Origin of the sequence: Streptomyces sp. NPDC090127 (genome assembly GCF_044746945.1) — a bacterium.
Classification (GTDB): Bacteria; Actinomycetota; Actinomycetes; order Streptomycetales; family Streptomycetaceae; genus Streptomyces.
Genome location: NZ_JBIVDE010000004.1, coordinates 204,055 through 224,259 on the forward strand (window position 1 = coordinate 204,055; position 20,205 = coordinate 224,259).

15 protein-coding genes and 1 tRNA gene are annotated in these 20,205 nt (G+C 71.5%); 7 read left to right on the plus strand and 9 right to left on the minus strand.

All coding sequences use genetic code 11. The features are described from left to right. The first annotated feature begins 57 nt into the window (after positions 1-57). The 5 genes from ACIPPS_RS16505 (at position 58) to ACIPPS_RS16525 (ending at position 5,890) form a co-directional block, all read left to right on the plus strand. On the plus strand, positions 58-1,290 hold the full coding sequence (locus ACIPPS_RS16505; protein WP_401431905.1) for a branched-chain amino acid ABC transporter substrate-binding protein: 1,233 nt from the start codon (positions 58-60) through the stop codon (positions 1,288-1,290). A gap of 106 nt (positions 1,291-1,396) precedes the next feature. Then, positions 1,397-2,329 (plus strand): branched-chain amino acid ABC transporter permease, encoded by a 933-nt coding sequence (locus ACIPPS_RS16510; protein WP_401431908.1) that lies wholly within the window; start codon positions 1,397-1,399, stop codon positions 2,327-2,329. A 5-nt stretch (positions 2,330-2,334) separates the two neighbouring features. Next, complete coding sequence (locus tag ACIPPS_RS16515) at positions 2,335-4,101, plus strand: branched-chain amino acid ABC transporter permease (RefSeq protein ID WP_401433090.1); 1,767 nt, start codon at positions 2,335-2,337, stop codon at positions 4,099-4,101. A 5-nt stretch (positions 4,102-4,106) separates the two neighbouring features. Further along, positions 4,107-5,177: an ABC transporter ATP-binding protein gene (locus ACIPPS_RS16520; RefSeq protein ID WP_401433093.1), complete on the plus strand. Its 1,071-nt coding sequence runs from the start codon at positions 4,107-4,109 to the stop codon at positions 5,175-5,177. Beyond that, entirely contained in the window at positions 5,174-5,890 is a 717-nt protein-coding gene (locus ACIPPS_RS16525) for an ABC transporter ATP-binding protein (protein WP_401431911.1), read from the plus strand. The genes ACIPPS_RS16520 and ACIPPS_RS16525 overlap by 4 nt, the downstream gene beginning before the upstream one ends. Positions 5,891-5,960: 70 nt before the next feature. Here ACIPPS_RS16525 and ACIPPS_RS16530 read toward each other — a convergent pair whose 3' ends face one another. After that, positions 5,961-6,617, minus strand: coding sequence for an ANTAR domain-containing response regulator (locus ACIPPS_RS16530; protein WP_401431914.1), 657 nt, complete (start codon positions 6,615-6,617; stop codon positions 5,961-5,963). 94 nt (positions 6,618-6,711) lie between these two features. Here ACIPPS_RS16530 and ACIPPS_RS16535 point away from each other — a divergent pair. Then, positions 6,712-6,794: transfer RNA gene (locus ACIPPS_RS16535), tRNA-Leu, on the plus strand. A gap of 132 nt (positions 6,795-6,926) precedes the next feature. Here ACIPPS_RS16535 and pyk read toward each other — a convergent pair. From pyk to ACIPPS_RS16575, 8 genes are all read right to left on the minus strand, one after another. Then, entirely contained in the window at positions 6,927-8,363 is a 1,437-nt protein-coding gene (gene pyk, locus ACIPPS_RS16540) for a pyruvate kinase (protein WP_401431916.1), read from the minus strand. A gap of 178 nt (positions 8,364-8,541) precedes the next feature. Beyond that, positions 8,542-9,234 carry an SIMPL domain-containing protein gene (locus ACIPPS_RS16545; protein WP_401431919.1) on the minus strand — a complete coding sequence of 231 codons (693 nt, stop codon included), beginning with the start codon at positions 9,232-9,234 and terminating at the stop codon, positions 8,542-8,544. Between the two features lie 127 nt (positions 9,235-9,361). After that, on the minus strand, positions 9,362-10,792 hold the full coding sequence (locus tag ACIPPS_RS16550) for a lysine N(6)-hydroxylase/L-ornithine N(5)-oxygenase family protein (protein WP_401431921.1): 1,431 nt from the start codon (positions 10,790-10,792) through the stop codon (positions 9,362-9,364). 25 nt (positions 10,793-10,817) lie between these two features. Next, positions 10,818-12,461: an aminotransferase class V-fold PLP-dependent enzyme gene (locus ACIPPS_RS16555; RefSeq protein WP_401431924.1), complete on the minus strand. Its 1,644-nt coding sequence runs from the start codon at positions 12,459-12,461 to the stop codon at positions 10,818-10,820. A gap of 311 nt (positions 12,462-12,772) precedes the next feature. Continuing rightward, positions 12,773-15,265: an aminopeptidase N gene (gene pepN / locus ACIPPS_RS16560; protein ID WP_401431927.1), complete on the minus strand. Its 2,493-nt coding sequence runs from the start codon at positions 15,263-15,265 to the stop codon at positions 12,773-12,775. Positions 15,266-15,556: 291 nt separating this feature from the next. Next, complete coding sequence (locus tag ACIPPS_RS16565; protein ID WP_401431929.1) at positions 15,557-16,786, minus strand: asparaginase; 1,230 nt, start codon at positions 16,784-16,786, stop codon at positions 15,557-15,559. Then, on the minus strand, positions 16,783-17,091 hold the full coding sequence (locus ACIPPS_RS16570) for a chorismate mutase (protein WP_401431932.1): 309 nt from the start codon (positions 17,089-17,091) through the stop codon (positions 16,783-16,785). The genes ACIPPS_RS16565 and ACIPPS_RS16570 overlap by 4 nt, the downstream gene beginning before the upstream one ends. 11 nt (positions 17,092-17,102) lie before the next feature. Beyond that, the gene (locus ACIPPS_RS16575) at positions 17,103-17,990 is read right to left on the minus strand and encodes an AraC family transcriptional regulator (protein WP_401431934.1); all 888 of its coding nucleotides are present in this window, start codon (positions 17,988-17,990) and stop codon (positions 17,103-17,105) included. Between the two features lie 261 nt (positions 17,991-18,251). Between ACIPPS_RS16575 and ACIPPS_RS16580 the strand changes: the two genes are divergently transcribed. Beyond that, positions 18,252-20,123 (plus strand): beta-galactosidase family protein, encoded by a 1,872-nt coding sequence (locus ACIPPS_RS16580; protein ID WP_401431936.1) that lies wholly within the window; start codon positions 18,252-18,254, stop codon positions 20,121-20,123. Positions 20,124-20,205: the final 82 nt, after the last annotated feature.

The following is a 20,205-nucleotide window of genomic DNA, read 5'->3' on the forward strand; positions in this document are numbered from 1 at the left end:
CCGCGCTTCACGGCACCGCCTCAGCTCGAGGGGGCCGCGCCAGGGAAAGGATTCATCGTGCGACACCGTTCCTTGCTCATCCTCACCACCGTGATCACCACGGGAGCACTCACCCTCACCGCCTGCGGTTCGCGCGACGACAAGGGCGGAAGCGACAACTCCAGCGGCGGCACCACCGTCGTCATCGGTGTCGACGCACCGCTCACCGGTTCGCTGTCCGCGCTGGGCCAGGGCATCAAGAACTCCGTGGACCTGGCGGTCCAGACCGCCAACAAGAACAAGGAAGTCCCGGGCGTCACCTTCAAGATCGAGGCCCTCGACGACCAGGCCGTTCCCGCCACCGGCAAGGCCAACGCCACCAAGCTCGTCGGCATCAAGGACGTCCTCGGCGTCGTCGGCCCGCTGAACTCCGGCGTCTCCCAGTCGATGCAGGCCGACTTCGACAAGGCGAACCTGACCCAGGTCTCCCCGGCCAACACCAACCCGTCCCTCTCGCAGGGTGACAACTGGGGCAAGGGCGAGTTCAAGCGCCCCTTCAAGACCTACTTCCGTACCGCCACCACGGACGTCATCCAGGGCAAGTTCGCCGCGAACTACCTGTTCAAGGACGCCGGCAAGAAGAAGGTCTTCGTCGTCAACGACAAGCAGACCTACGGCGCCGGCCTCGCCGCGATCTTCTCCGACGAGTTCAAGCGCCTCGGCGGCACCGTCGTCGGCACGGACTCCGTGACGGTCAAGGAGACGGACTTCTCCTCCACCGCCAACAAGATCAAGGGCTCGGGCGCCGACTCCGTCTACTTCGGCGGCCAGTACCCCGAGGGCGGCCTGCTCTCCGACCAGGTCAAGAAGGCCGGCGCGAAGATCCCCACCATGGGTGGCGACGGCATCTACGACCCGGAGTTCATCAAGGCATCCGGCGAGGCCAACGACGGTGACCTGGCCACCTCGGTCGGCTTCCCGGTCGAGAAGCTCCCGACCGCCAAGAAGTTCATCGCCGACTACTCGGCGGCCGGCTTCAAGGACCCGTACGCGGCCTACGGCGGCTACTCCTACGACGCCGCCTGGTCCATCATCCAGGCCGTCAAGGCCGTCGTCGCCGCCAACGACGGCAAGCTCCCCGACGACGCCCGCGCCAAGGTCACCGAGGCCATGTCCAGCGTCTCCTTCGAGGGCGTGACCGGCAAGGTCTCCTTCGACCAGTACGGCGACACGACCAACAAGCAGCTCACCGTCTACCAGGTCAAGAACGGCGCCTGGGTCGACGTGAAGTCCGAGACCTTCAAGGACTGAACCACCGCACCACCCCGCACACGCACCATCTAAACCAAGCCGCGCGAGGGCGCAAACAGCGCCCTCGCGCGGTGTCATATCCGACACGCTCATCGGAGGCCCTGCGGTGAACGAACTGCCGCAACAGCTGGCCGACGGCCTTGCCCTGGGGGCCCTTTACGGCCTCATCGCCATCGGTTACACGATGGTCTACGGCATCGTCCAGCTCATCAACTTCGCCCATGGCGAGATCTTCATGGTCGGCGGCTTCGGCGCGCTCACGGCGTACACGATCCTGCCCGAGGGCACGTCCCTCCTGATCGGGATCCCCGTGATGCTGATAGGCGGCGCGGTGGTCTCCGTGGCCGTCGCCACCGCCGCCGAACGCTTCGCCTACCGTCCCCTGCGCGGCGCGCCCCGGCTCGCCCCCCTGATCACGGCCATCGGTCTGTCGATCGTGCTCCAACAGCTCATCTGGGGTTTCTACCCGGGTGCCAAGAGCAAGGTCACCTTCCCCGAGTTCACCGGCGGAAGCTTCAAGATCTTCGACGGCCTGTCGATCTCCCGCGCCGACACGTTCGTCCTGGTCGCCGCCCCGCTGTGCATGCTCGCCCTCGGCTTCTTCGTCTCGAAGAGCCGCAGCGGCCGCGCCATGCAGGCCACGGCGCAGGACCCGGACACCGCGAAGCTGATGGGCATCAACACCGACCGCATCATCGTGATGGCCTTCGCCATCGGCGCCGCGTTCGCCGCGGTCGCAGCGGTCGCCGAAGGCCTCGACAAGGGCCAGATCCGCTTCGAGATGGGCTTCCTGCTGGGCCTCAAGGCCTTCACCGCAGCCGTCCTCGGAGGCATCGGCAACATCTACGGCGCCATGATCGGCGGCGTCGTCCTCGGTCTCGCCGAGACCCTCTCCATCGCCTACGTCGAACACATCCCCGGGATGGACCAGTTCGGCGGCGGTGCGTGGAAGGACATCTGGGTCTTCTCCCTCCTCATCCTCGTGCTGCTGTTCCGACCACAAGGTCTTCTCGGACAGCGCACAGCGGACAGGGCGTGACGACGATGACGACCGACCTCACCAAGACCCCCGAAGAGTCCGGCACCACCGCCCCCGAGCAGACCGGCGTCAAGGCGCCCGGCCTCCTCCACTGGATCGTCGCCGCCGGTGGCCTCGCCACCGTCGCCAGCACCTTCCTCGCCTGGACCTACACCACCGAGTTCCCCGGCGACCTCACCGTCAACGGCTACCCCGGCGGCCTCCAGGTCCTCACCCTCGTCGGCGGCCTGCTCCTGACGCTCCTCGCCCTCTCCGGGCTCGGCATCAAGGGACTGCGCTGGCTGACCCCCGCCGGATCCAGCAAGGCACTGCTCTTCCTGGCCGTCGGCACCCTCGGCACCACCTGGTATGCCGTGGTCGCCATCGCGGCGCAGCTCGGCGGCATCGCCCACTGGGAACCCGGCGCGTACGTCGCGTTCGTCACGGTACTGATCCCGGTCGCGGCCGCTTCGCTCCTCAAGGACGACGCCCGCAAGCCGGCGAAGGCCAAGGAGATCCCCTCCTGGGCGGAGATCCTGCTCATCGTCGTGGCCTTCGCCATCGGCATGTACGCCGTCACGTACGGCATCTCCACCGAGTACCCCGAGCTGTTCATCGGCTACCTGCTCCTCGTGGGCTTCGGCGCGGCCGCCCTCAACAAGGCCGGCGTCATGGCCCGCATCTCGGCGCTCGCCTCCAAGAACAAGCAGGTCGCCGCCGTCGCCGCGTTCGCCGCGGCGGCCGTCTTCCCCTTCACCCAGACCACCGACACGTTCACCGTGATCGCCGTGCAGATCCTGATCTTCGCCACGGTCGCCCTCGGGCTCAACGTCGTCGTCGGCCTGGCGGGCCTGCTCGACCTCGGATACGTCGCCTTCCTCGGCGTCGGCGCCTACACCGCGGCCCTCGTCTCCGGATCCACGGCCTCCGCGCTCGACATCGAGCTCCCGTTCTGGGCCGCCATGATCATCGGGGCGCTCGCCTCGCTGGTCTTCGGCGTCATCATCGGCGCGCCGACCCTCCGGCTCCACGGCGACTACCTCGCCATCGTGACGCTGGGCTTCGGGGAGATCTTCCGCATCACCGTCAACAACATGGACGGCGACAACGGACCCCAGATCACCAACGGCCCCAACGGCATCCCGAACATCCCGGCGCTGAACATCTTCGGCTACGACTTCGGCGAGACCCACACCATCCTCGGCGTGGAACTCGGCAGTTACGCCAACTACTACCTGCTGATGCTCCTCGTCATGGTCTTCGTCGTCCTGGTCTTCAGCCGGGCACAGGACTCCCGCATCGGCCGCGCCTGGGTCGCCATCCGAGAGGACGAGACGGCCGCCACCGCCATGGGCATCAACGGCTTCCGCGTCAAGCTCATCGCCTTCGCCCTCGGCGCCACCCTCGCCGGCGTCGCCGGCACGGTCCAGGCCCACTTCCAGGGCACGGTCCTCCCCGAGATGTACGTGTTCGCCGGCCCCGTCGCCCCGAACTCCGCGTTCCTCCTCGCGGCCGTCATCCTCGGCGGCATGGGCACCATCCGCGGCCCGCTCCTCGGCGCGGCGCTGCTCTTCCTCATCCCCGAGAAGCTCTCCTTCCTCAAGGACTTCCAGCTCCTCGCGTTCGGCCTCGCGCTCATCCTGCTGATGCGCTTCCGCCCGGAGGGCCTCATCCCCAACCGGCGCGCGCAGCTCGAGTACCACGAGCACGACGAGGGCACCGACAAGCCCGACGTACCGGAACAGCGGCCCCCGGCCGACCCGATCGTCGGAACCTCGAAGGCGGGTGCGTGAACGCCATGACGACGACCACCACCACGGAAGCGACGGCAGCGGCGCCCACCGCCGCCACCGTTCTCGACGCCACCGGTGTCACCATGCGCTTCGGCGGTCTGACCGCCGTACGCGGTGTCGACCTCACCGTCCGCGAAGGCGAGATCGTCGGTCTCATCGGCCCCAACGGCGCCGGCAAGACCACCTTCTTCAACTGCCTCACCGGTCTGTACGTCCCGACCGAGGGACAGGTCAGCTACAAGGGCACGGTGCTGCCGCCCAAGCCGCACCTGGTCACCAAGGCCGGCATCGCCCGCACCTTCCAGAACATCCGCCTCTTCTCCAACATGACGGTTCTGGAGAACGTCCTCGTCGGACGCCACACCCGGACCAAGGAGGGCCTCTGGTCCGCGCTCCTGCGCGGCCCCGGCTTCAAGAAGGCGGAAGCCGCCTCCCGGGAGCGGGCCATGGAACTCCTGGAGTTCGTCGGCCTGGCCGCCAAGTCGGAGCACCTGGCGCGGAACCTCCCCTACGGCGAACAGCGCAAGCTGGAGATCGCCCGGGCGCTGGCCAGCGACCCCGGCCTGCTGCTGCTCGACGAGCCGACGGCGGGCATGAACCAGAACGAGACCCGGGCCACCGAGGAACTCGTCTTCGCCATCCGTGACAAGGGCATCGCCGTCCTCGTCATCGAGCACGACATGAAGTTCATCTTCAACCTGTGCGACCGGGTGGCCGTCCTCGTCCAGGGCGAGAAGCTCGTCGAGGGCACCTCCGAGGTCGTCCAGGGCGACGAACGCGTCGTCGCGGCCTACCTCGGCACGCCCTTCGAGGGCGCGCCGGGCGCGGAGGAGGTCGCCGAGGTCGAGGCGGCGGAGGCGCACGCGGAGGCCGAGGCCGAGGCCGAGGCGGAGGCTGCCGAGGTGACGGAGACTCCCGCGGAGGAGGCTCCCGAAGCACCGGAGGCCCCCGAGGCGGAGGACGCCCCCGCCACCGACGCCGCCGCCCCGGACGTCACGGACGCCCCGGATGCCGCGGATGCCCCAGAGGGCGACGCGCCGGCAGCGGACAGCACCACCGAAGGAGACACCAAGTGACCGCTCTTCTCGAGGTCGAGGACCTCAGGGTCGCCTACGGCAAGATCGAAGCCGTCAAGGGCATCTCCTTCTCCGTCGAAGCCGGCCAGGTCGTCTCCCTGATCGGCACCAACGGCGCCGGCAAGACCACCACCCTGCGCACCCTCTCCGGGCTCATCAAGCCCACGAGCGGCAAGATCACCTTCGACGGCCAGGTGCTCAACGGCATCCCCGCCCACAAGGTCGTCTCCCTCGGCATGGCCCACTCCCCCGAGGGCCGGCACATCTTCCCCAAGCTCACCATCGCCGAGAACCTCCAGCTCGGAGCCTTCCTCCGCAAGGACAAGGACGGCATCGAGAAGGACATCCAGCGCGCCTACGACCTCTTCCCCATCCTGGGTGAACGCCGCAAGCAGGCCGCCGGCACCCTCTCGGGCGGTGAGCAGCAGATGCTCGCCATGGGCCGGGCCCTCATGTCCCAGCCCAAGCTGCTCATGCTCGACGAGCCCTCCATGGGCCTCTCCCCGATCATGATGCAGAAGATCATGGAGACCATCGCGACGCTGAAGGCGGAGGGCATGACGATTCTGCTCATCGAGCAGAACGCCCAGGCCGCCCTCTCCCTCGCGGACCACGGCTACGTCCTGGAGGTCGGCAAGATCAAGCTCTCCGGCACCGGCCAGGACCTCCTGCACGACGACGAGGTCCGCAAGACCTACCTCGGCGAGGAGTAGCCCCACCGACAGAAGGCCCGCCCCACAAGGATGTGGGGCGGGCCTTCTCCGTGCCGAGTACGCCTCCGACCTACTGGCCCTTGGCCGCCTTCTTCTCCTCGGCGTCCTCGATGACCGCCTCCGCGACCTGCTGCATCGACATACGTCGGTCCATCGACGTCTTCTGGATCCACCGGAACGCGGCGGGCTCCGACAGGCCGTACTGCGTCTGCAGAATGCTCTTCGCCCGGTCCACGAGCTTGCGCGTCTCCAGCCGCTGCGAGAGGTCGGCGACCTCCTTCTCCAGCGCCCGCAGCTCCGCGAACCGCGACACGGCCATCTCGATCGCCGGCACGACGTCGCTCTTGCTGAACGGCTTCACCAGGTACGCCATCGCCCCGGCGTCCCGGGCGCGCTCGACGAGGTCGCGCTGCGAGAAGGCGGTGAGCATGAGGACCGGGGCGATGGACTCGCCCGCGATCTTCTCGGCGGCGGAGATGCCGTCGAGAACGGGCATCTTCACGTCCAGGATGACGAGGTCGGGCTGGTGCTCCCGGGCGAGCTCGACGGCCCGCGCCCCGTCGCCGGCCTCGCCGACGACCGAGTAGCCCTCCTCCTCCAGCATCTCTTTCAGGTCCATGCGGATGAGGGCCTCGTCCTCGGCGATGACGACGCGGGTCGTCAGCGGCGGGACGTGCGACGCGTCGACTTCGTCGGCGGCGGGCTGGGGCGACTCGGGGGCGGTCACGGGGGCTCCTCGTTACGGGGCGTGGTGCTGCACTCAGAAGCCTACCTAGCTGCTGGCCTTGCCGGTCACCGGGTACACTCCGACTGGCAACCCCGCCGGGTTGGTGGAATGGCATACACGGATGTCTCAAACACATCTGCCCGTGAGGGCTTGCGGGTTCGAGTCCCGCACCCGGCACCGGTTCGGAAGCGAAGCGGACGTTCACCCTCGTGTGAATGTCCGCTTTCTGCTACGTGCGGCGAGTCGCGGTCGCGCAGAGTGAACGCCCGCACGCCCACGGCACAGAAGCCCTCCCACGGCACGGAAGGGTCAGGAGATCCGGGTGACCGGGTCGCCGACGTGGTGGACGTGGACCAGGTTGGTGGAGCCGGCGACGCCGGGCGGGGAGCCGGCCGTGATGATGATCGTGTCGCCCTTCTTGCAGCGGCCGATGCGCAGGAGTTCCTCGTCGACCTGGGCGATCATCGCGTCCGTCGAGTCGACGTGCGGGCCGAGGAAGGTCTCCACGCCCCAGGTGAGGGTGAGCTGCGCGTGGGTGGCCGGGTCGGGGGTGAAGGCGAGGAGGGGGATGGGCGAGCGGTAGCGGGAGAGGCGCTTCACGGTGTCGCCGGACTGGGTGAAGGCGACGAGGAACTTGGCGCCGAGGAAGTCGCCGATCTCGGCGGCCGCGCGGGCGACGGCGCCGCCCTGGGTGCGGGGCTTGTTGCGCTCCGTGAGCGGCGGGAGGCCCTTGGCGAGGATGTCCTCCTCGGCCGCTTCGACGATGCGCCCCATGGTGCGGACGGTTTCGATGGCGTAGCGGCCGACGCTGGTCTCGCCGGAGAGCATGACGGCGTCGGTGCCGTCGATGACGGCGTTGGCGACGTCGGAGGCTTCGGCGCGCGTGGGGCGGGAGTTCTCGATCATCGAGTCGAGCATCTGGGTGGCGACGATGACCGGCTTGGCGTTGCGCTTGGCGAGCTTGACGGCGCGCTTCTGGACGATCGGCACCTGTTCGAGGGGCATTTCGACGCCCAGGTCGCCGCGGGCGACCATGATGCCGTCGAAGGCGGCGACGATGTCGTCGATCGCCTCGACGGCCTGCGGCTTCTCCACCTTGGCGATCACGGGGAGCCGGCGGCCCTCTTCGTCCATGATGCGGTGGACGTCCTCGATGTCGCGGCCGCTGCGCACGAAGGAGAGGGCGATGATGTCGGCGCCGGTGCGCAGGGCCCAGCGGAGGTCGTCGATGTCCTTCTCGGAGAGTGCGGGGACGGAGACGGCCACTCCGGGGAGGTTGAGGCCCTTGTGGTCGGAGACCATGCCGCCTTCGACGACGCGGGTGTGGACGCGGGGGCCGTCGACTCCGGTGACTTCGAGGGTGACGCGACCGTCGTCGACGAGGATCCGTTCGCCGGTGGTGACGTCCTCGGCGAGGCCCTGGTAGGTGGTGCCGCAGGTCTGGCGGTCGCCTTCGGTCTCTTCGACGGTGATGGTGAAGTCGTCGCCGCGTTCAAGGAGTACGGGACCTTCACGGAAGCGGCCGAGTCGAATCTTCGGGCCTTGAAGGTCGGCGAGGATGCCGATGCTGCGGCCGGTCTCGTCGGCGGCTTTCCGTACGTGGTGGTAGCGCTCCTCGTGTTCGGCGTAGGTGCCGTGGCTGAGGTTGAAGCGGGCGACGTCCATTCCGGCTTCGACCAGTGCCTTGATCTGGTCGTATGAGTCGGTGGCGGGCCCCAGGGTGCAAACGATTTTCGCTCGGCGCATGGTACGAGCCTAGGGCTTACCGGCGGGTAGTTCAGGGGCCAGGCGTGGCCGTACAACAACCTTTGCATGAAAGGTTGTTGACAAGTCTTGAATCTGTGCAGGCACATGCTCTGATGAGCGGGTTCGGGGGCCGAGCGGCCCCCGCGGGAGCCCCTGTCGGCGCCCCCGCAACCGTCCGCTAGAGCTTCGGAGGTGCCATGGTGAAGCGGGCCATGACCTCCGCCGTGACCGTCTGGCGCTGGGGTTCGAGGTCGAGCGCCGGGGGCGCCTCGGCCGTCTCGGCCGCGAAGGCCATGCGCATGGTGCCGCCGGTGAGACCCGGGGGCGCGGCCAGGTCGGTGTCGGAGAGCTCCAGGAGTGCGGTGAGGGTGGTGCCCAGGGCCGTGGCGTAGGCGCGGGCGCGGTGGACGGCTTCGGTGACGGCGGTGCGGCGGGCTTCGGCGTAGGCCGGCGAGTCGGGGCGCAGGGCCCACCACGGGCCGTCGACGCGGGTGAGGTCGAGGTCCGCGAGGCGGGTGGTGAGTTCGCCGAGGGCGGTGAAGTCGGCGAGCTCGACGGTGAGGTGGACGGTGCCCTGGTAGGCGCGGACGCGTTCGCCGCGCCCGTGTTTGCTGGGCTCGGGGGTGATGGAGAAGGCGCCGGTCTCGAGCTTCTCGACGGCTTCGCCGTAGGTCTTGACCAGGTCGAGGGTGTGGGTGTTGCGGCGGGTGAGGTCGGCGAGCGTGGCGGCACGGTCGGTACCGCGGGCACTGACCGTGACCGCGATGCGGGCGATCTCGGGGTCGACCTCGAGTCGCGCTTCGCCGCGGACGGCGACCTGGGGCGCCTCGGGGGTGGGGTGGTGCGGCGCCGGCTGGTGGGGGGTCGTCACGGGTGGGCTCCCTCGTGCGGGTGACGGCTGTGGTGGCTCGGTCGGTCTCGGCCACTGTGCCACTCCGTCACGCGCACGGCCCGTCGTCGGCGTGTTTTCGGGGGTGGGGTCGGGGGCGCGGCGGTGGTCAGGTCTGGGTGAGGGGCGTCAGGTGCTGGGCCTGGGCGGGGATGCGGGGGGTTTCGCGTGGTTCGAGGCCGAAGCTGGTGAAGGCGGTGCGGCGCGGCAGCGGGTAGGGCTCCTTGCCCGTGAGGGAGTTGAGGATGGTGGCGCTGCGCCAGGCGGCGAGGCCGAGGTCGGGGGCGCCGACGCCGTGGGTGTGCTTCTCGGCGTTCTGTACGTAGACGGAGCCGGTGATGGAGTCGTCGAGGAGGAGGCGGAAGTCGCTGTCGATCCTGGCGCGGCCGACGGAGTCGTGGCGGAGGTAGGGGTCGAGTCCGGCGAGCATGCGGTCCACGGGGCGTTCGCGGTAGCCGGTGGCGAGGACGACGGCGTCGGTGGTGAGGCGGGAGCGGGTGGACTGCTGGAGGTGTTCGAGGTGCAGTTCGACCTTGGTGGTGGCGACGCGACCGGCGGTGCGGACGCGGACCCCGGGGGTGAGGACGGCGTCGGGCCAGCCGCCGTGGAGGGTGCGCCGGTAGAGCTCGTCGTGGATGGCGGTGATGGTGTCGGTGTCGATGCCCTTGTGCAACTGCCATTGGCGGGGCAGGAGTTCGTTGCGGGTGGGTTCGGGGAGGGCGTGGAAGTAGCGGGTGTAGTCGGGGGTGAAGTGTTCGAGGCCGAGCTTGGAGTACTCCATGGGGGCGAAGGCCTCCGTGCGGGTCAGCCAGTGGATCTTCTCGGCTCCGGCGGGGCGGGCGCGGAGGAGGTCGAGGAAGATCTCGGCGCCGGACTGGCCTGAGCCGATGACGGTGACGTGGCCGGCCGCGAGGAGCTGTTCGCGGTGGTGGAGGTAGTCCGCGGAGTGGATGACGGGGACCTGAGGGGCGTCGGCGAGTGGTCTGAGCGGTTCGGGGATGTACGGCTCGGTGCCGACGCCGAGGACGACGTTACGGGTGTAGGTGCGGCCGAGGGCTTCGGCTTCGCCGTCGGCGTCGAGCTGGGTGTGGTCGACCTCGAAGAGAGCGCGTTCGGGGTTCCAGCGGACGGAGTCGACCTGGTGGCCGAAGTGGAGGCCGGGGAGTTGGCCGCTGACCCAGCGGCAGTAGGCGTCGTACTCGGCGCGCTGGATGTGGAACTTCTCGGCGAAGTAGAAGGGGAAGAGCCGGTCGCGGCCGCGGAGGTAGTTGAGGAACGACCAGGGGCTGGCGGGGTCGGCCAGGGTCACCAGGTCGGCGAGGAAGGGGACCTGGAGGGTGGCGCCTTCGATGAGGAGGCCGGGGTGCCAGTGGAAGGCGGGGCTCTGCTCGTAGAAGGCGGCGGCGAGGCCGCCGGGGACGCCCTGGGCGAGGGCGGCGAGGGAGAGGTTGAAGGGGCCGATGCCGATGCCGACCAGGTCGTGGGGCTGGTCGAGGTCGTGCGGAGGGTGGTGGGGGTGTTGGGGGGTGCTGCCGGTCATCGGTCGGTGCTGCCTTCCACGAGGTTCACGGGGCTGACGGGGTTGTCGGGGCTGACGGGGTCGACGGGGCTGACGGGCTTGTCGAGGCTGGCAGGGTCGTCGGGGCTGGCCGCGCTGACGGGTGGACGGGGCTGACGGGGCTGACGGGGTTGACCGGGCTGGCGGGGTTGACCGGGCTGGCGGGGCTGGGCGGGGCCGCGGGGTGGGCGCGGTCGACCAGGTCGAGGAGGTGTTGGAGGTCGCCGGGGGTGGTGTGGGGGTTGAGCAGGGTGGCCTTGAGCCAGAGTCGGCCGTCCTCGTGGGCGCGGCCGAGGACGGCGCGGCCTTCGGTGAGGAGGGTGCGGCGGATGGCGGCGACGGCGGTGTCATCGGCGTCGGCGGGGCGGAAGAGGACGGTGGTCAGGGTGGGGCGTTCGTAGAGCTGGAGGCCGGGGGTCTTCTCGACGAGGTCGGCGAGGTGGTGGGCGAGGGCGCAGACCTGGTCGACGAGGGCGCCGAGTCCGTCGCGGCCGAGGGCCCGGAGGGTGACGGCGATCTTGAGGATGTCGGGGCGGCGGGTGGTGCGCAGGGAGCGGCCGAGGAGGTCGGGGAGGCCGGCTTCGGTGTCGTCGGGTGCGTTGAGGTAGTCGGCGGTGTGCGCGAGGGCGGTGAGGTCGTGCGCGTCGCGTACGGCGAGGAGTCCGGCGGCGACGGGCTGCCAGCCGAGTTTGTGCAGGTCGAGGGTGACGGTGCGGGCGCGGTCGAGGCCGGCCAGGAGGGGGCGGCGGGTGGCGCTGAAGAGGAGGGGGCCGCCGTAGGCGGCGTCGACGTGGAGGTCGGCGTGGTGGGCGTCGCAGAGGTCGGCGATCTCGGGGAGGGGGTCGATGCGGCCGGTGTCGGTGGTCCCGGCGGTGGCGACGACGAGGAGGGCGCCGTGACCGTGGAGGTCGGTGAGGGCCTCGTCGAGGGCGACGGGGTCGAGGGTGCCGTTGGGGGTGGGCACGGTGACCGGTTCGGGGAGGCCGAGGAGCCAGGCGGCGCGGTGGAAGGAGTGGTGGGCGTTGGCTCCGACGACGATCTGGACGGTGTGGCCGGGGCCGTGGCGCTCGCGGGCGAGGAGCAGGGCGAGTTGGTTGGACTCGGTGCCGCCGGTGGTGACGAGGGCGTCGGGGGTGGGTGGGGCGGGGCGGGATTCCGGGGTGGGCCGGTCGGTCGGCGTGGGCCGGGGCGCCGGCGTGGGCCGGGCCGTCGGCGTTCGTCGGGTGTCGGCGTACACCTCCCTGGCCAGGGCCTCGGTGACCAGGACTTCCAGGGCGGAGGCGGCGGGGGCCTGGTCCCAGGAGTCCATGGAGGGGTTCAGGACGGAGGCGGCGAGGTCGGCGGCTGCGGCGAGCGCGAGCGGTGGGGTGTGGAGATGGGCGGCGCAGAGGGGGTGCGCGGGGTCGGCGGCGCCTCGGGCGAGGGCGTGGGTGAGGGTGCGGAGGGCGGCGACGGGGTCGGTGCCGGTCTCGGGGAGGGGATCTGCGCCGAGGGCCTCGCGGACGCGAGCGGTGACGTCGTCGGGGCCGCCGGGCGGGATCGGGCCGCCGCGTTCCGCGGCTCCTGTGCGCAGGGCGGTCAGGACGGTGTCCAGGAGGGGGCGCAGCGCGGTGGCGTCGGTCGCGAGGGGCGGGGTTGGCTCGGCACGCATGGGCACGAGCCTGCCGGGGGTTTTCTGGGTTTGTCCGGCGATGTCGCCGGAGCAACCCGAACGGGGGACGGGCCCTGGACAAGGCCCCGCCCGCGTGGTTTGTCCGGGCCGGTGCGTCCGGGTGCGGGCCGGTGGGCACACCCCCCGGGCGGCCAGGAACGGCGCAGCCCCCGCCCAGGGGTGGGCGGGGGCTGCGGGGGGCCGAGGGGTCAGGACTTGCAGGTGTTCACGGCATGCAGGTGTTCACGGCTTGTGGGTGGTCAGGACTTGCAGGTGTTCACGGCATGCAGGTGTTCACGGCTTGTGGGTGGTCAGGGCTTGCGGGTGGTCAGGGCTCGGGTCAGGTCGGAGAGTTGGTCGACGAGTTTGCGGTGCAGGGCCGGGGTCACCGTGGGGTCGCCGAGGTGGGACTCGCCCAGGGTCAGGGACTCCTGGTCGATCGCGTGCGCCGGGAAGGCGTGCCGGCCGGCCGCGTCCGCGATGGCCGCGCCTCGGCGGGCGCTCAGAGCGATCGCGGCCGGGTAGTAGCGGGCGACGTACTCCTGTACGAGGTCGGCCTGTTCGGGCTGCCAGAAGCCCTGGGCCGTCGCCGTGAAGAGGTAGTTGGAGAGGTCGTCGGTGTCGAAGAGGCGGGACCAGGCCGCCGCCTTCGCCTCCGGGGTGGGCAGGGCGGCGCGGCAGCGGGCGGCGCCTTCCTGGCCGGTGGCGCTGGGGTCGCGGGCCAGCTCCGCGGCGATCGTGGTCTCGTCGACGGCGCCGAGGACGGCGAGGCGGGCGAGGATGCGCCAGCGCAGTTCGGGGTCGATCTCGGGGCCGCCGGGGACCGTTCCGTCGGCGAGCCAGCCGGCGATCGTGTCGGGCTGGGTCGCACTGCCGATGAACGTACGGACGGCGGTGAGGCGCAGTCCGGGGGCCTCGCCGTCCTCGGTGTGGCGGATGAGGGTACGGGCCAGGGCCGTCAGCTGCGCGAGGGCCGCGGGACGCTCGTCGGGGGCGAGGTAGCGGTCGGTGATCTGGGTGCGCGCGAAGAGGAGGACACCCTGCACGACCGCCAGGTCCGTCTCCTCGGGGAGGTGGGCCTCCGCCGTGGCCAGGTAGTCGTGGGGGTCGAGTTCGCCGTCGCGGACCATGTCGCGCAGGGAGTTCCAGACGAGCGTGCGGGTGAGGGCGTCCGGGATGCCGGAGAGGCCGCGCAGGGCGGTCTCCAGCGACTCCTCGTCCAGGCGGACCTTGGCGTAGGTGAGGTCACCGTCGTTGAGGACGACGAGCGCGGGGCGGGGCCCGGGGAGGTCCAGGGGCTCGGTCTGCGGGACGTCGATCTCCACGCGCTCGCGCCGGACGAGGCGCCGGCCGTCGACGAGGTCGCGGTCGTAGACGCCGACGGCGACGCGGTGCGGGCGGCTGCCCCGGCGGTGGACGGTGACGGTGGTGCGGGTCTCGTCGCCGCCGAGCTCCGGCGTGAGGGTGTCGACGCCGGTGGTGCGCAGCCACTGGTCGGCCCAGGCGTGCACGTCACGGTCGGTGGCGGAGGCGAGGTTGTCGATGAAGTCGGCGAGCGTGGCGTTGCCGAAGCGGTGGCGCTTGAAGTGGGTGTTGATGCCGGCGAGGAAGTCCTTCTCCCCCATCCAGGCGACGAGTTGGCGCAGCGCCGAGGCGCCCTTGGCGTAGGAGATGCCGTCGAAGTTGAGGAGCGCGGAGGCGGTGTCGGGGACCGCGTCGGGGTCGGGGGCGACGGGGTGGGTGGAGGGGCGCTGGTCGGCGTCGTAGCCCCAGGCCTTGCGCTCGATGCCGAAGTCGATCCAGGTGTCGGGGAAGCGGTCGGCGCACGCTTCGTTGACCGTCTGGTAGCCCATGTACTCGGCGAAGGACTCGTTGAGCCAGATGTCGTCCCACCAGCGGAGGGTGACGAGGTCGCCGAACCACATGTGGGCCATCTCGTGGGCGATGACCATGGCGCGGGTCTGGCGCTCGGTGACGGTGACGGCGGAGCGGTAGACGAACTCGTCGCGGAAGGTGACGAGTCCGGGATTCTCCATGGCGCCCGGGTTGAACTCGGGTACGAAGGCCTGGTCGTACGAGTCGAAGGGGTACGGCTCGTCGAACTTCTCGTGGAACCGGTCGAAGCAGGCCTTGGTGACGGAGAAGATCTCGTCGGCGTCGGCGTCGAGGTGGTGGCCGAGGGAGCGGCGGCAGTGGAGGGCGAAGGGCAGTCCGGCGTGTTCGGTACGCAGGGTGTGCCACGGGCCGGCGGCGACGCAGACGAAGTACGTGGAGAGCAGCGGGGTGGCGGCGGCCTGCCAGCGGCCGTCGGCCTGCTGCTCGGTGATGCCGTTGGCAAGGACGGTCCAGCCGTCGGGGGCCTTGACGCTCACCTCGAAGACGGCCTTGAGGTCGGGCTGGTCGAAGGCGGCGAAGACGCGCTGGATGTCTTCCATGAACGCCTGGGTGTAGACGTACACCTCGCCGTCGGTCGGGTCGGTGAAGCGGTGCATGCCCTCGCCGGTGCGGGAGTAGCGCATGGTGGTGACGACGCGCAGCTCGTGCTCGCCCTCGGTGAGGCTCAGCGGAACCCGGTTGTCGTCGAGGGACGCGGGGTCGAGGGGCCGGCCGTCGAGGTGGACGGAGTGGAGCGTGACGGGCTTCAGCTCGACGAAGGTGTCACCGGCGGCCCTGCTGGTGAACCGGATGACGCTGGTGGATTCGAAGGTCTCGTCGCCGGTGGTGAGGTCGAGGTCGACCGTGTAGTGCTGGACGTCGAGGAGCTGGGCACGGGTCTGCGCTTCGTCGCGCGTCAGTACGGGCATGGGCTCATGCTGCCCGATGGGGTGGGGGCGGGGCACGGGGGTTCCGCTGAGAGCTCAGCGGCGACATGTCAGGAGCCGGGGGCGGGGGGCGAGAGGCGGGCGGGGCGGGGGCGAGAGGCGGGCGGGGGCGGGGGGCGAGAGGCGGGCGGGAGCGGGGCAGGGGCGGGTCGGGGGTGTGCCTGGCGTGGGCGCCGCACTGTCGCGCCGCCGGCCGCGTGCCCTCCCCTGTCCGCCTGCCGCGTCCGCCTGCCCCGCCGCCCCCCGGTCGCGTGCCCTCTCGTGCGTTCGTCGTCAGGCCAGGCCCGCGCCCGTGACGTGGGTGAAGGCGGCGGTGATGCCCGGTCGGTCGTAGCCGGTGGGGCTCTTCGCGCCGGTGGAGAGCAGGGCCTGGAGGAGCAGGCGCGCCTTGGCGGGGTCGAGGGGACCGGCCGGGATGAGGCCGCGGGTCAGGAGGTCGTGTTCCGAGCCGGGGCCTCGGTAGGTGCTGGTGAGGGTCGCTCCGGCGCCCGTGCGGGAGGCGAGGACGACGGGGATACGGGTGGCGAGCCGTTCCAGGGGGTCGACCAACCAGCCGGGGACGTGTCCGGCGCCGAAGGCGGCGAGGACGAGGCCGTCGAAACGGGAGTCGACCGCTTCGAGGAGTTCGCCCCGGTCGCCGAGGGAGAGGGTGACGAGGGCGACGCGTACGGCCGGGTCGAAGCGCAGGGGGTGGATGGCGCTCGTACCGGCGGGGCGGAGCAGGATGCGGGGCTCGCCCTCGACGACGGTGCCGAGCGGTCCGGTGCCCGGGGAGGCGAAGGTGGCGACGGAGGTGGTGTGGGTCTTGCGGACGAGGCGGGCTGCGTGGATCTCGTCGGCGAGGACGACGAGGACGCCGAGGCCCGCGCAGCGGGGGTCGGCGGCGGTGGTGATCGCGGCGGCGAGATTGGCGGGGCCGTCGGCACCGGGCAGGTCGGGGCGGCGCATGGCGCCGGTGACGACGACGGGCCGGGTGGTCTCGCAGAGCAGGTCGAGGAGGAAGGCGGTCTCCTCCAGGGTGTCGGTGCCCTGCACGACGACGACGCCGGACCCGGCGGCGACGGCCTCGTTGACGTCGTGGGCGAGGGCGGCGAGGTCGTCGAGCGTGAGGGAGGAGCTGGGGAGACGCCGGAAGTCGCGCAGCTCTACGTGGGGGGCGGGAGCCGGTGTCGAGGCGGGACCCGGTGTGGGGGCCGGCGTCGGGGCGGAGGCGGGGGTCGGGGCGGAGGCGGGGGTCGGGGCGGAGGCGGGCGTCGGGGCGGAGGCGGCGGTCTCCGCGCCCGGCGCGCCTGTGGCGCCTGTCGCGTCCGCGGCGTCGGCCGCGCCTGCGCTGTCGGCCGCGCCTGCGGCGTCTGTGGCGCTCTCAGCTCTCCCGGGGGCATCCGCGCCCGCCGTTCTGTCGGCGCCCAGACCCGCGAGGACCTCCCCGCCCGTCATCCGCGTGGCGTCGCCGCCGCGGGCCGAGATGGTGCCGCCGAGGGTGAAGACCGTGACGCGGTTCATGGCTGTGTTCCGTCCGCGATGGTCTCGTGGTGACGGATGACCTCGGCGATGATGAAGTTCAGGAGCTTCTCGGCGAACGCCGGGTCCAGTTTCGCGCTCTCGGCCAGCTCGCGCAGCCGGGCGATCTGGCGGGACTCGCGCGCCGGGTCGGCGGGCGGGAGCTGGTGGCGGGCCTTGAGGACGCCGACCTGCTGAGTGCACTTGAAGCGTTCGGCGAGCATGTGGACGACCGCCGCGTCGATGTTGTCGATGCTTTCGCGCAGCCGGGTCAGGTCCGCGATGACGGACTCGTCGATCTCACTCATGAGCAGCGAGCTTAGACGGATCGGGTGGCGATGGTCGGAGGGTGTTCGGGATCCGGGATCCGGTTGCTCCAGCCGCCGGGGACGGCCCTGCCCTGCTGTTCGCGGAAGCGGACGGGCGCGGTGCCGACCCTGCGGGTGAAGAGCCGCGAGAAGTAGGCGGGGTCGTCGTAGCCGACGCGGCGGGCGACGGCGGCGACGGGGAGGTCGGTGGCGGCGAGGAGCTCCTTGGCGCGGCCGAGGCGGATGGTGAGCAGGTAGTCCTTGGGGCTACAGCCGGCCGCGCGCCGGACCGCGGTACGCAGTTCGGCCTGGGTCATGCCGTGCCGGGCGGCGTGTTCCGCCACCGACAGCGGCTGGAAGGCGTCCCGGGCGAGGGCGGTGAGGACGGGGTCGCCGTCGGCGGTGGTGTCGGCACGTGCGCGGCGCAGGGCCACCAGGAGTTCGTGGACGGCGGCGCCCGTCTCGACCTCCAGGAGGGGGTTGCCGCGGCGGGCCGCGCGGGCGATACGGCCGATGGCGGCGCGGGGCGCGGCGGCGTCGGAGAGGGGGACGACGGGCCGGTCGGGTTCGATGTAGCCGAGCTCGGTGTAGGTGGTGGTGGCGGGCCCGGCGAAGTCTACGAAGGCCTCGTCCCAACCGGTGTCCGGGTCGGCGGAGTAGTGGTGGGGCACGCCGGGGGTGAGCCAGATCAGGGCGGGGGCGGTGATGGTGGTGCGGCGGCCGTCGGGGCCTCGGTACCAGCCGCTGCCGGCGCTGACGACGACGGCCACGTGGTGGTCGAGGGTGCGGGGGCCGACGGTGGGCAGGGTGCCGTGCTGGAGCCCGACGCCCAGGCAGACGAGCCCGAGGCGGTGGTGGACAGGGCTGGGCGTGAAGTAGCGCATCCAGGTGTGGTACATCGGCCGTTTCCCGCCTGCCTTTCCTGCGACGCGCGTCTTTCGTCCATCGCTGTCTCGCCGTCCGTCGTCCGGCGTGTCCGTGGTGTCCAGCGTGCCCGGCGTGTCCGTGGTGCCCGGCGTGCCCGGCGTGCCCGGCGTGCCCGGCGTGCCCGGCGTGCCCGGCGTCCAAGGTGACCGGCCTGTCCGGCGTCCGTCTTCCGTCCAAACAGCGACGATCTTTGTCCATGGACCCGTCCACCGCCAGAGGGCGAAGGTGAGGGCATGAGCACGTTCGCTGTGGGTGACGAGGACTTTCTTCTGGACGGCCGGCCGGTGCGGCTGCTGTCGGGGGCGCTGCACTACTTCCGGGTGCACGAGGAGCAGTGGCCCCATCGCCTGGGGATGCTCCGCGCGATGGGGCTCACCTGTGTGGAGACGTACGTGCCGTGGAACCTCTACGAGCCGGAGCCCGGCCGGTACGGGGACGTGGGCGCGCTCGGGCGGTTCCTGGACGCCGTGGCGGCGGCCGGGATGTGGGCGATCGTGCGGCCGGGGCCGTACATCTGCGCCGAGTGGGAGAACGGCGGGCTGCCGCACTGGCTGACGGGGCCGCTCGGGCGGCGGGTGCGGACGGACGACGCGGAGTACCTGGGCCATGTGGAGCGCTGGTTCCGCGTGCTGTTGCCGCAGGTGGTGGAGCGGCAGATCGACCGGGGCGGCCCGGTGGTGATGGTCCAGGTGGAGAACGAGTACGGGAGTTACGGCTCCGACCAGGCGTATCTGCGCCGGGTCGCGGATCTGCTGCTCGACTGCGGGGTGGAGGTGCCGCTGTTCACCTCGGACGGCCCGGAGGACCACATGCTGACGGGCGGCTCGGTGCCGGGAGTGCTGGCGACGGCGAACTTCGGCTCGGGGGCGCGGGAGGCGTTCGCGGTGCTGCGGCGGCACCGGCCGTCGGGCCCGCTGATGTGCATGGAGTTCTGGTGCGGCTGGTTCGACCACTGGGGTACGGAGCATTCGGTACGGGACGCGGCGGACGCGGCGGCGGCGCTGCGGGAGATCCTGGAGTGCGGGGCGTCGGTGAACGTCTACATGGCGCACGGCGGCACGAACGTGGCGGGCTGGGCGGGGGCGAACCGGGCCGGTGAGGCCCACGAGGGCGCCCTGCTGCCGACGGTGACCTCGTACGACTACGACGCGCCGATCGACGAGGCGGGGCTGCCGACGGAGAAGTTCTGGCGGTTCCGCGAGGTGCTCGCGGAGTACGCGGAGGGTCCGCTGCCGGAGGTGCCGGAACCGCCGGCCCGGATCGCGGGCCCGGTGGAGGGGGCCTGGGCGGAGTGGGCACCGCTCGCGGAGGTGCTGGAGGTGCTCGGCGACGAGGAGTCGGTGACGCCGGTGCCGCCGACCTTCGAGGAGCTGGGGGTGGACCGGGGTCTGGTGCGGTACCGGCTGGAGGTCCCCGGGCCCCGGCAGCCGTATCCGCTGGTCGTGACCGGGCTTCGGGACCGTGCGGTGGTGTACGTGGACGGGGTCCGGGCGGGGGTGCTGACGGAGGAGGACGACACGCTGCCGGAGCCGGTGGCGGGGCCCGCGGTGGTGGAGCTGTGGGTGGAGTCGCTGGGGCGGGTCAACTACGGGCCGCGGCTGGCGGAGCCGAAGGGCATCACGGGCGGGGTCCGGCACGAACGGCAGTACGTGCACGGGGTACGGGCCCGGGGCCTGCGGGTGGACGCCTTCGAGGCGGACGCGGTGACGAAGGTGCCGTTCCGGCCGGTGGGTGGTGGGTCCGGGCTGCCTGTGGTCCCCGCCGCGCGGCCTGTGGGCTCCGGCTTCTCCCACGCGTCCGCGGCGGGCTCCGACGCGTCCGTCGCGGGCTCGGACCAGTCCGCGGCGCGCTCGGGGTCCGGGGCGGGGGCCGCCGGGCTGTACCGGGCCGTGGTGGAGGTGGCCGGGGCGGGGGACGCGGTGCTGGCCGTGCCGGGCGGGACGCGGGGATTCGTCTGGGTGAACGGTTTCTGCCTGGGCCGGTACTGGGCTGTCGGCCCGCAGGACTCCCTGTTCGTGCCGGGCCCGGTGCTCCGGGAGGGCGCCAACGAAGTGTGGGTCCTCGAACTGGAGGGCGACGCGCCGATGTCGGTGCGGCTCGCGTGAAAGGGGGCGGGCGGGGGCGGGGCGGCGAGCCGCCCCCCGGGGCCCCCCCCCCCCCCCCCCCCCCACCCACAAAACCCACCGC

Bases quoted from the DNA above. Each gene is read 5' to 3' on its own strand.
- ACIPPS_RS16515 (WP_401433090.1), top strand. From the start codon at position 2,335: ATGACGACCGACCTCACCAAGACCCCCGAAGAGTCCGGCACCACCGCC.
- ACIPPS_RS16520 (WP_401433093.1), top strand. From the start codon at position 4,107: ATGACGACGACCACCACCACGGAAGCGACGGCAGCGGCGCCCACCGCC.
- pyk (WP_401431916.1), bottom strand. From the start codon at position 8,363: ATGCGCCGAGCGAAAATCGTTTGCACCCTGGGGCCCGCCACCGACTCA.
- ACIPPS_RS16550 (WP_401431921.1), bottom strand. From the start codon at position 10,792: ATGACCGGCAGCACCCCCCAACACCCCCACCACCCTCCGCACGACCTC.
- ACIPPS_RS16555 (WP_401431924.1), bottom strand. From the start codon at position 12,461: ATGCGTGCCGAGCCAACCCCGCCCCTCGCGACCGACGCCACCGCGCTG.
- pepN (WP_401431927.1), bottom strand. From the start codon at position 15,265: ATGCCCGTACTGACGCGCGACGAAGCGCAGACCCGTGCCCAGCTCCTC.
- ACIPPS_RS16565 (WP_401431929.1), bottom strand. From the start codon at position 16,786: ATGAACCGCGTCACGGTCTTCACCCTCGGCGGCACCATCTCGGCCCGC.
- ACIPPS_RS16570 (WP_401431932.1), bottom strand. From the start codon at position 17,091: ATGAGTGAGATCGACGAGTCCGTCATCGCGGACCTGACCCGGCTGCGC.
- ACIPPS_RS16575 (WP_401431934.1), bottom strand. From the start codon at position 17,990: ATGTACCACACCTGGATGCGCTACTTCACGCCCAGCCCTGTCCACCAC.
- ACIPPS_RS16580 (WP_401431936.1), top strand. From the start codon at position 18,252: ATGAGCACGTTCGCTGTGGGTGACGAGGACTTTCTTCTGGACGGCCGG.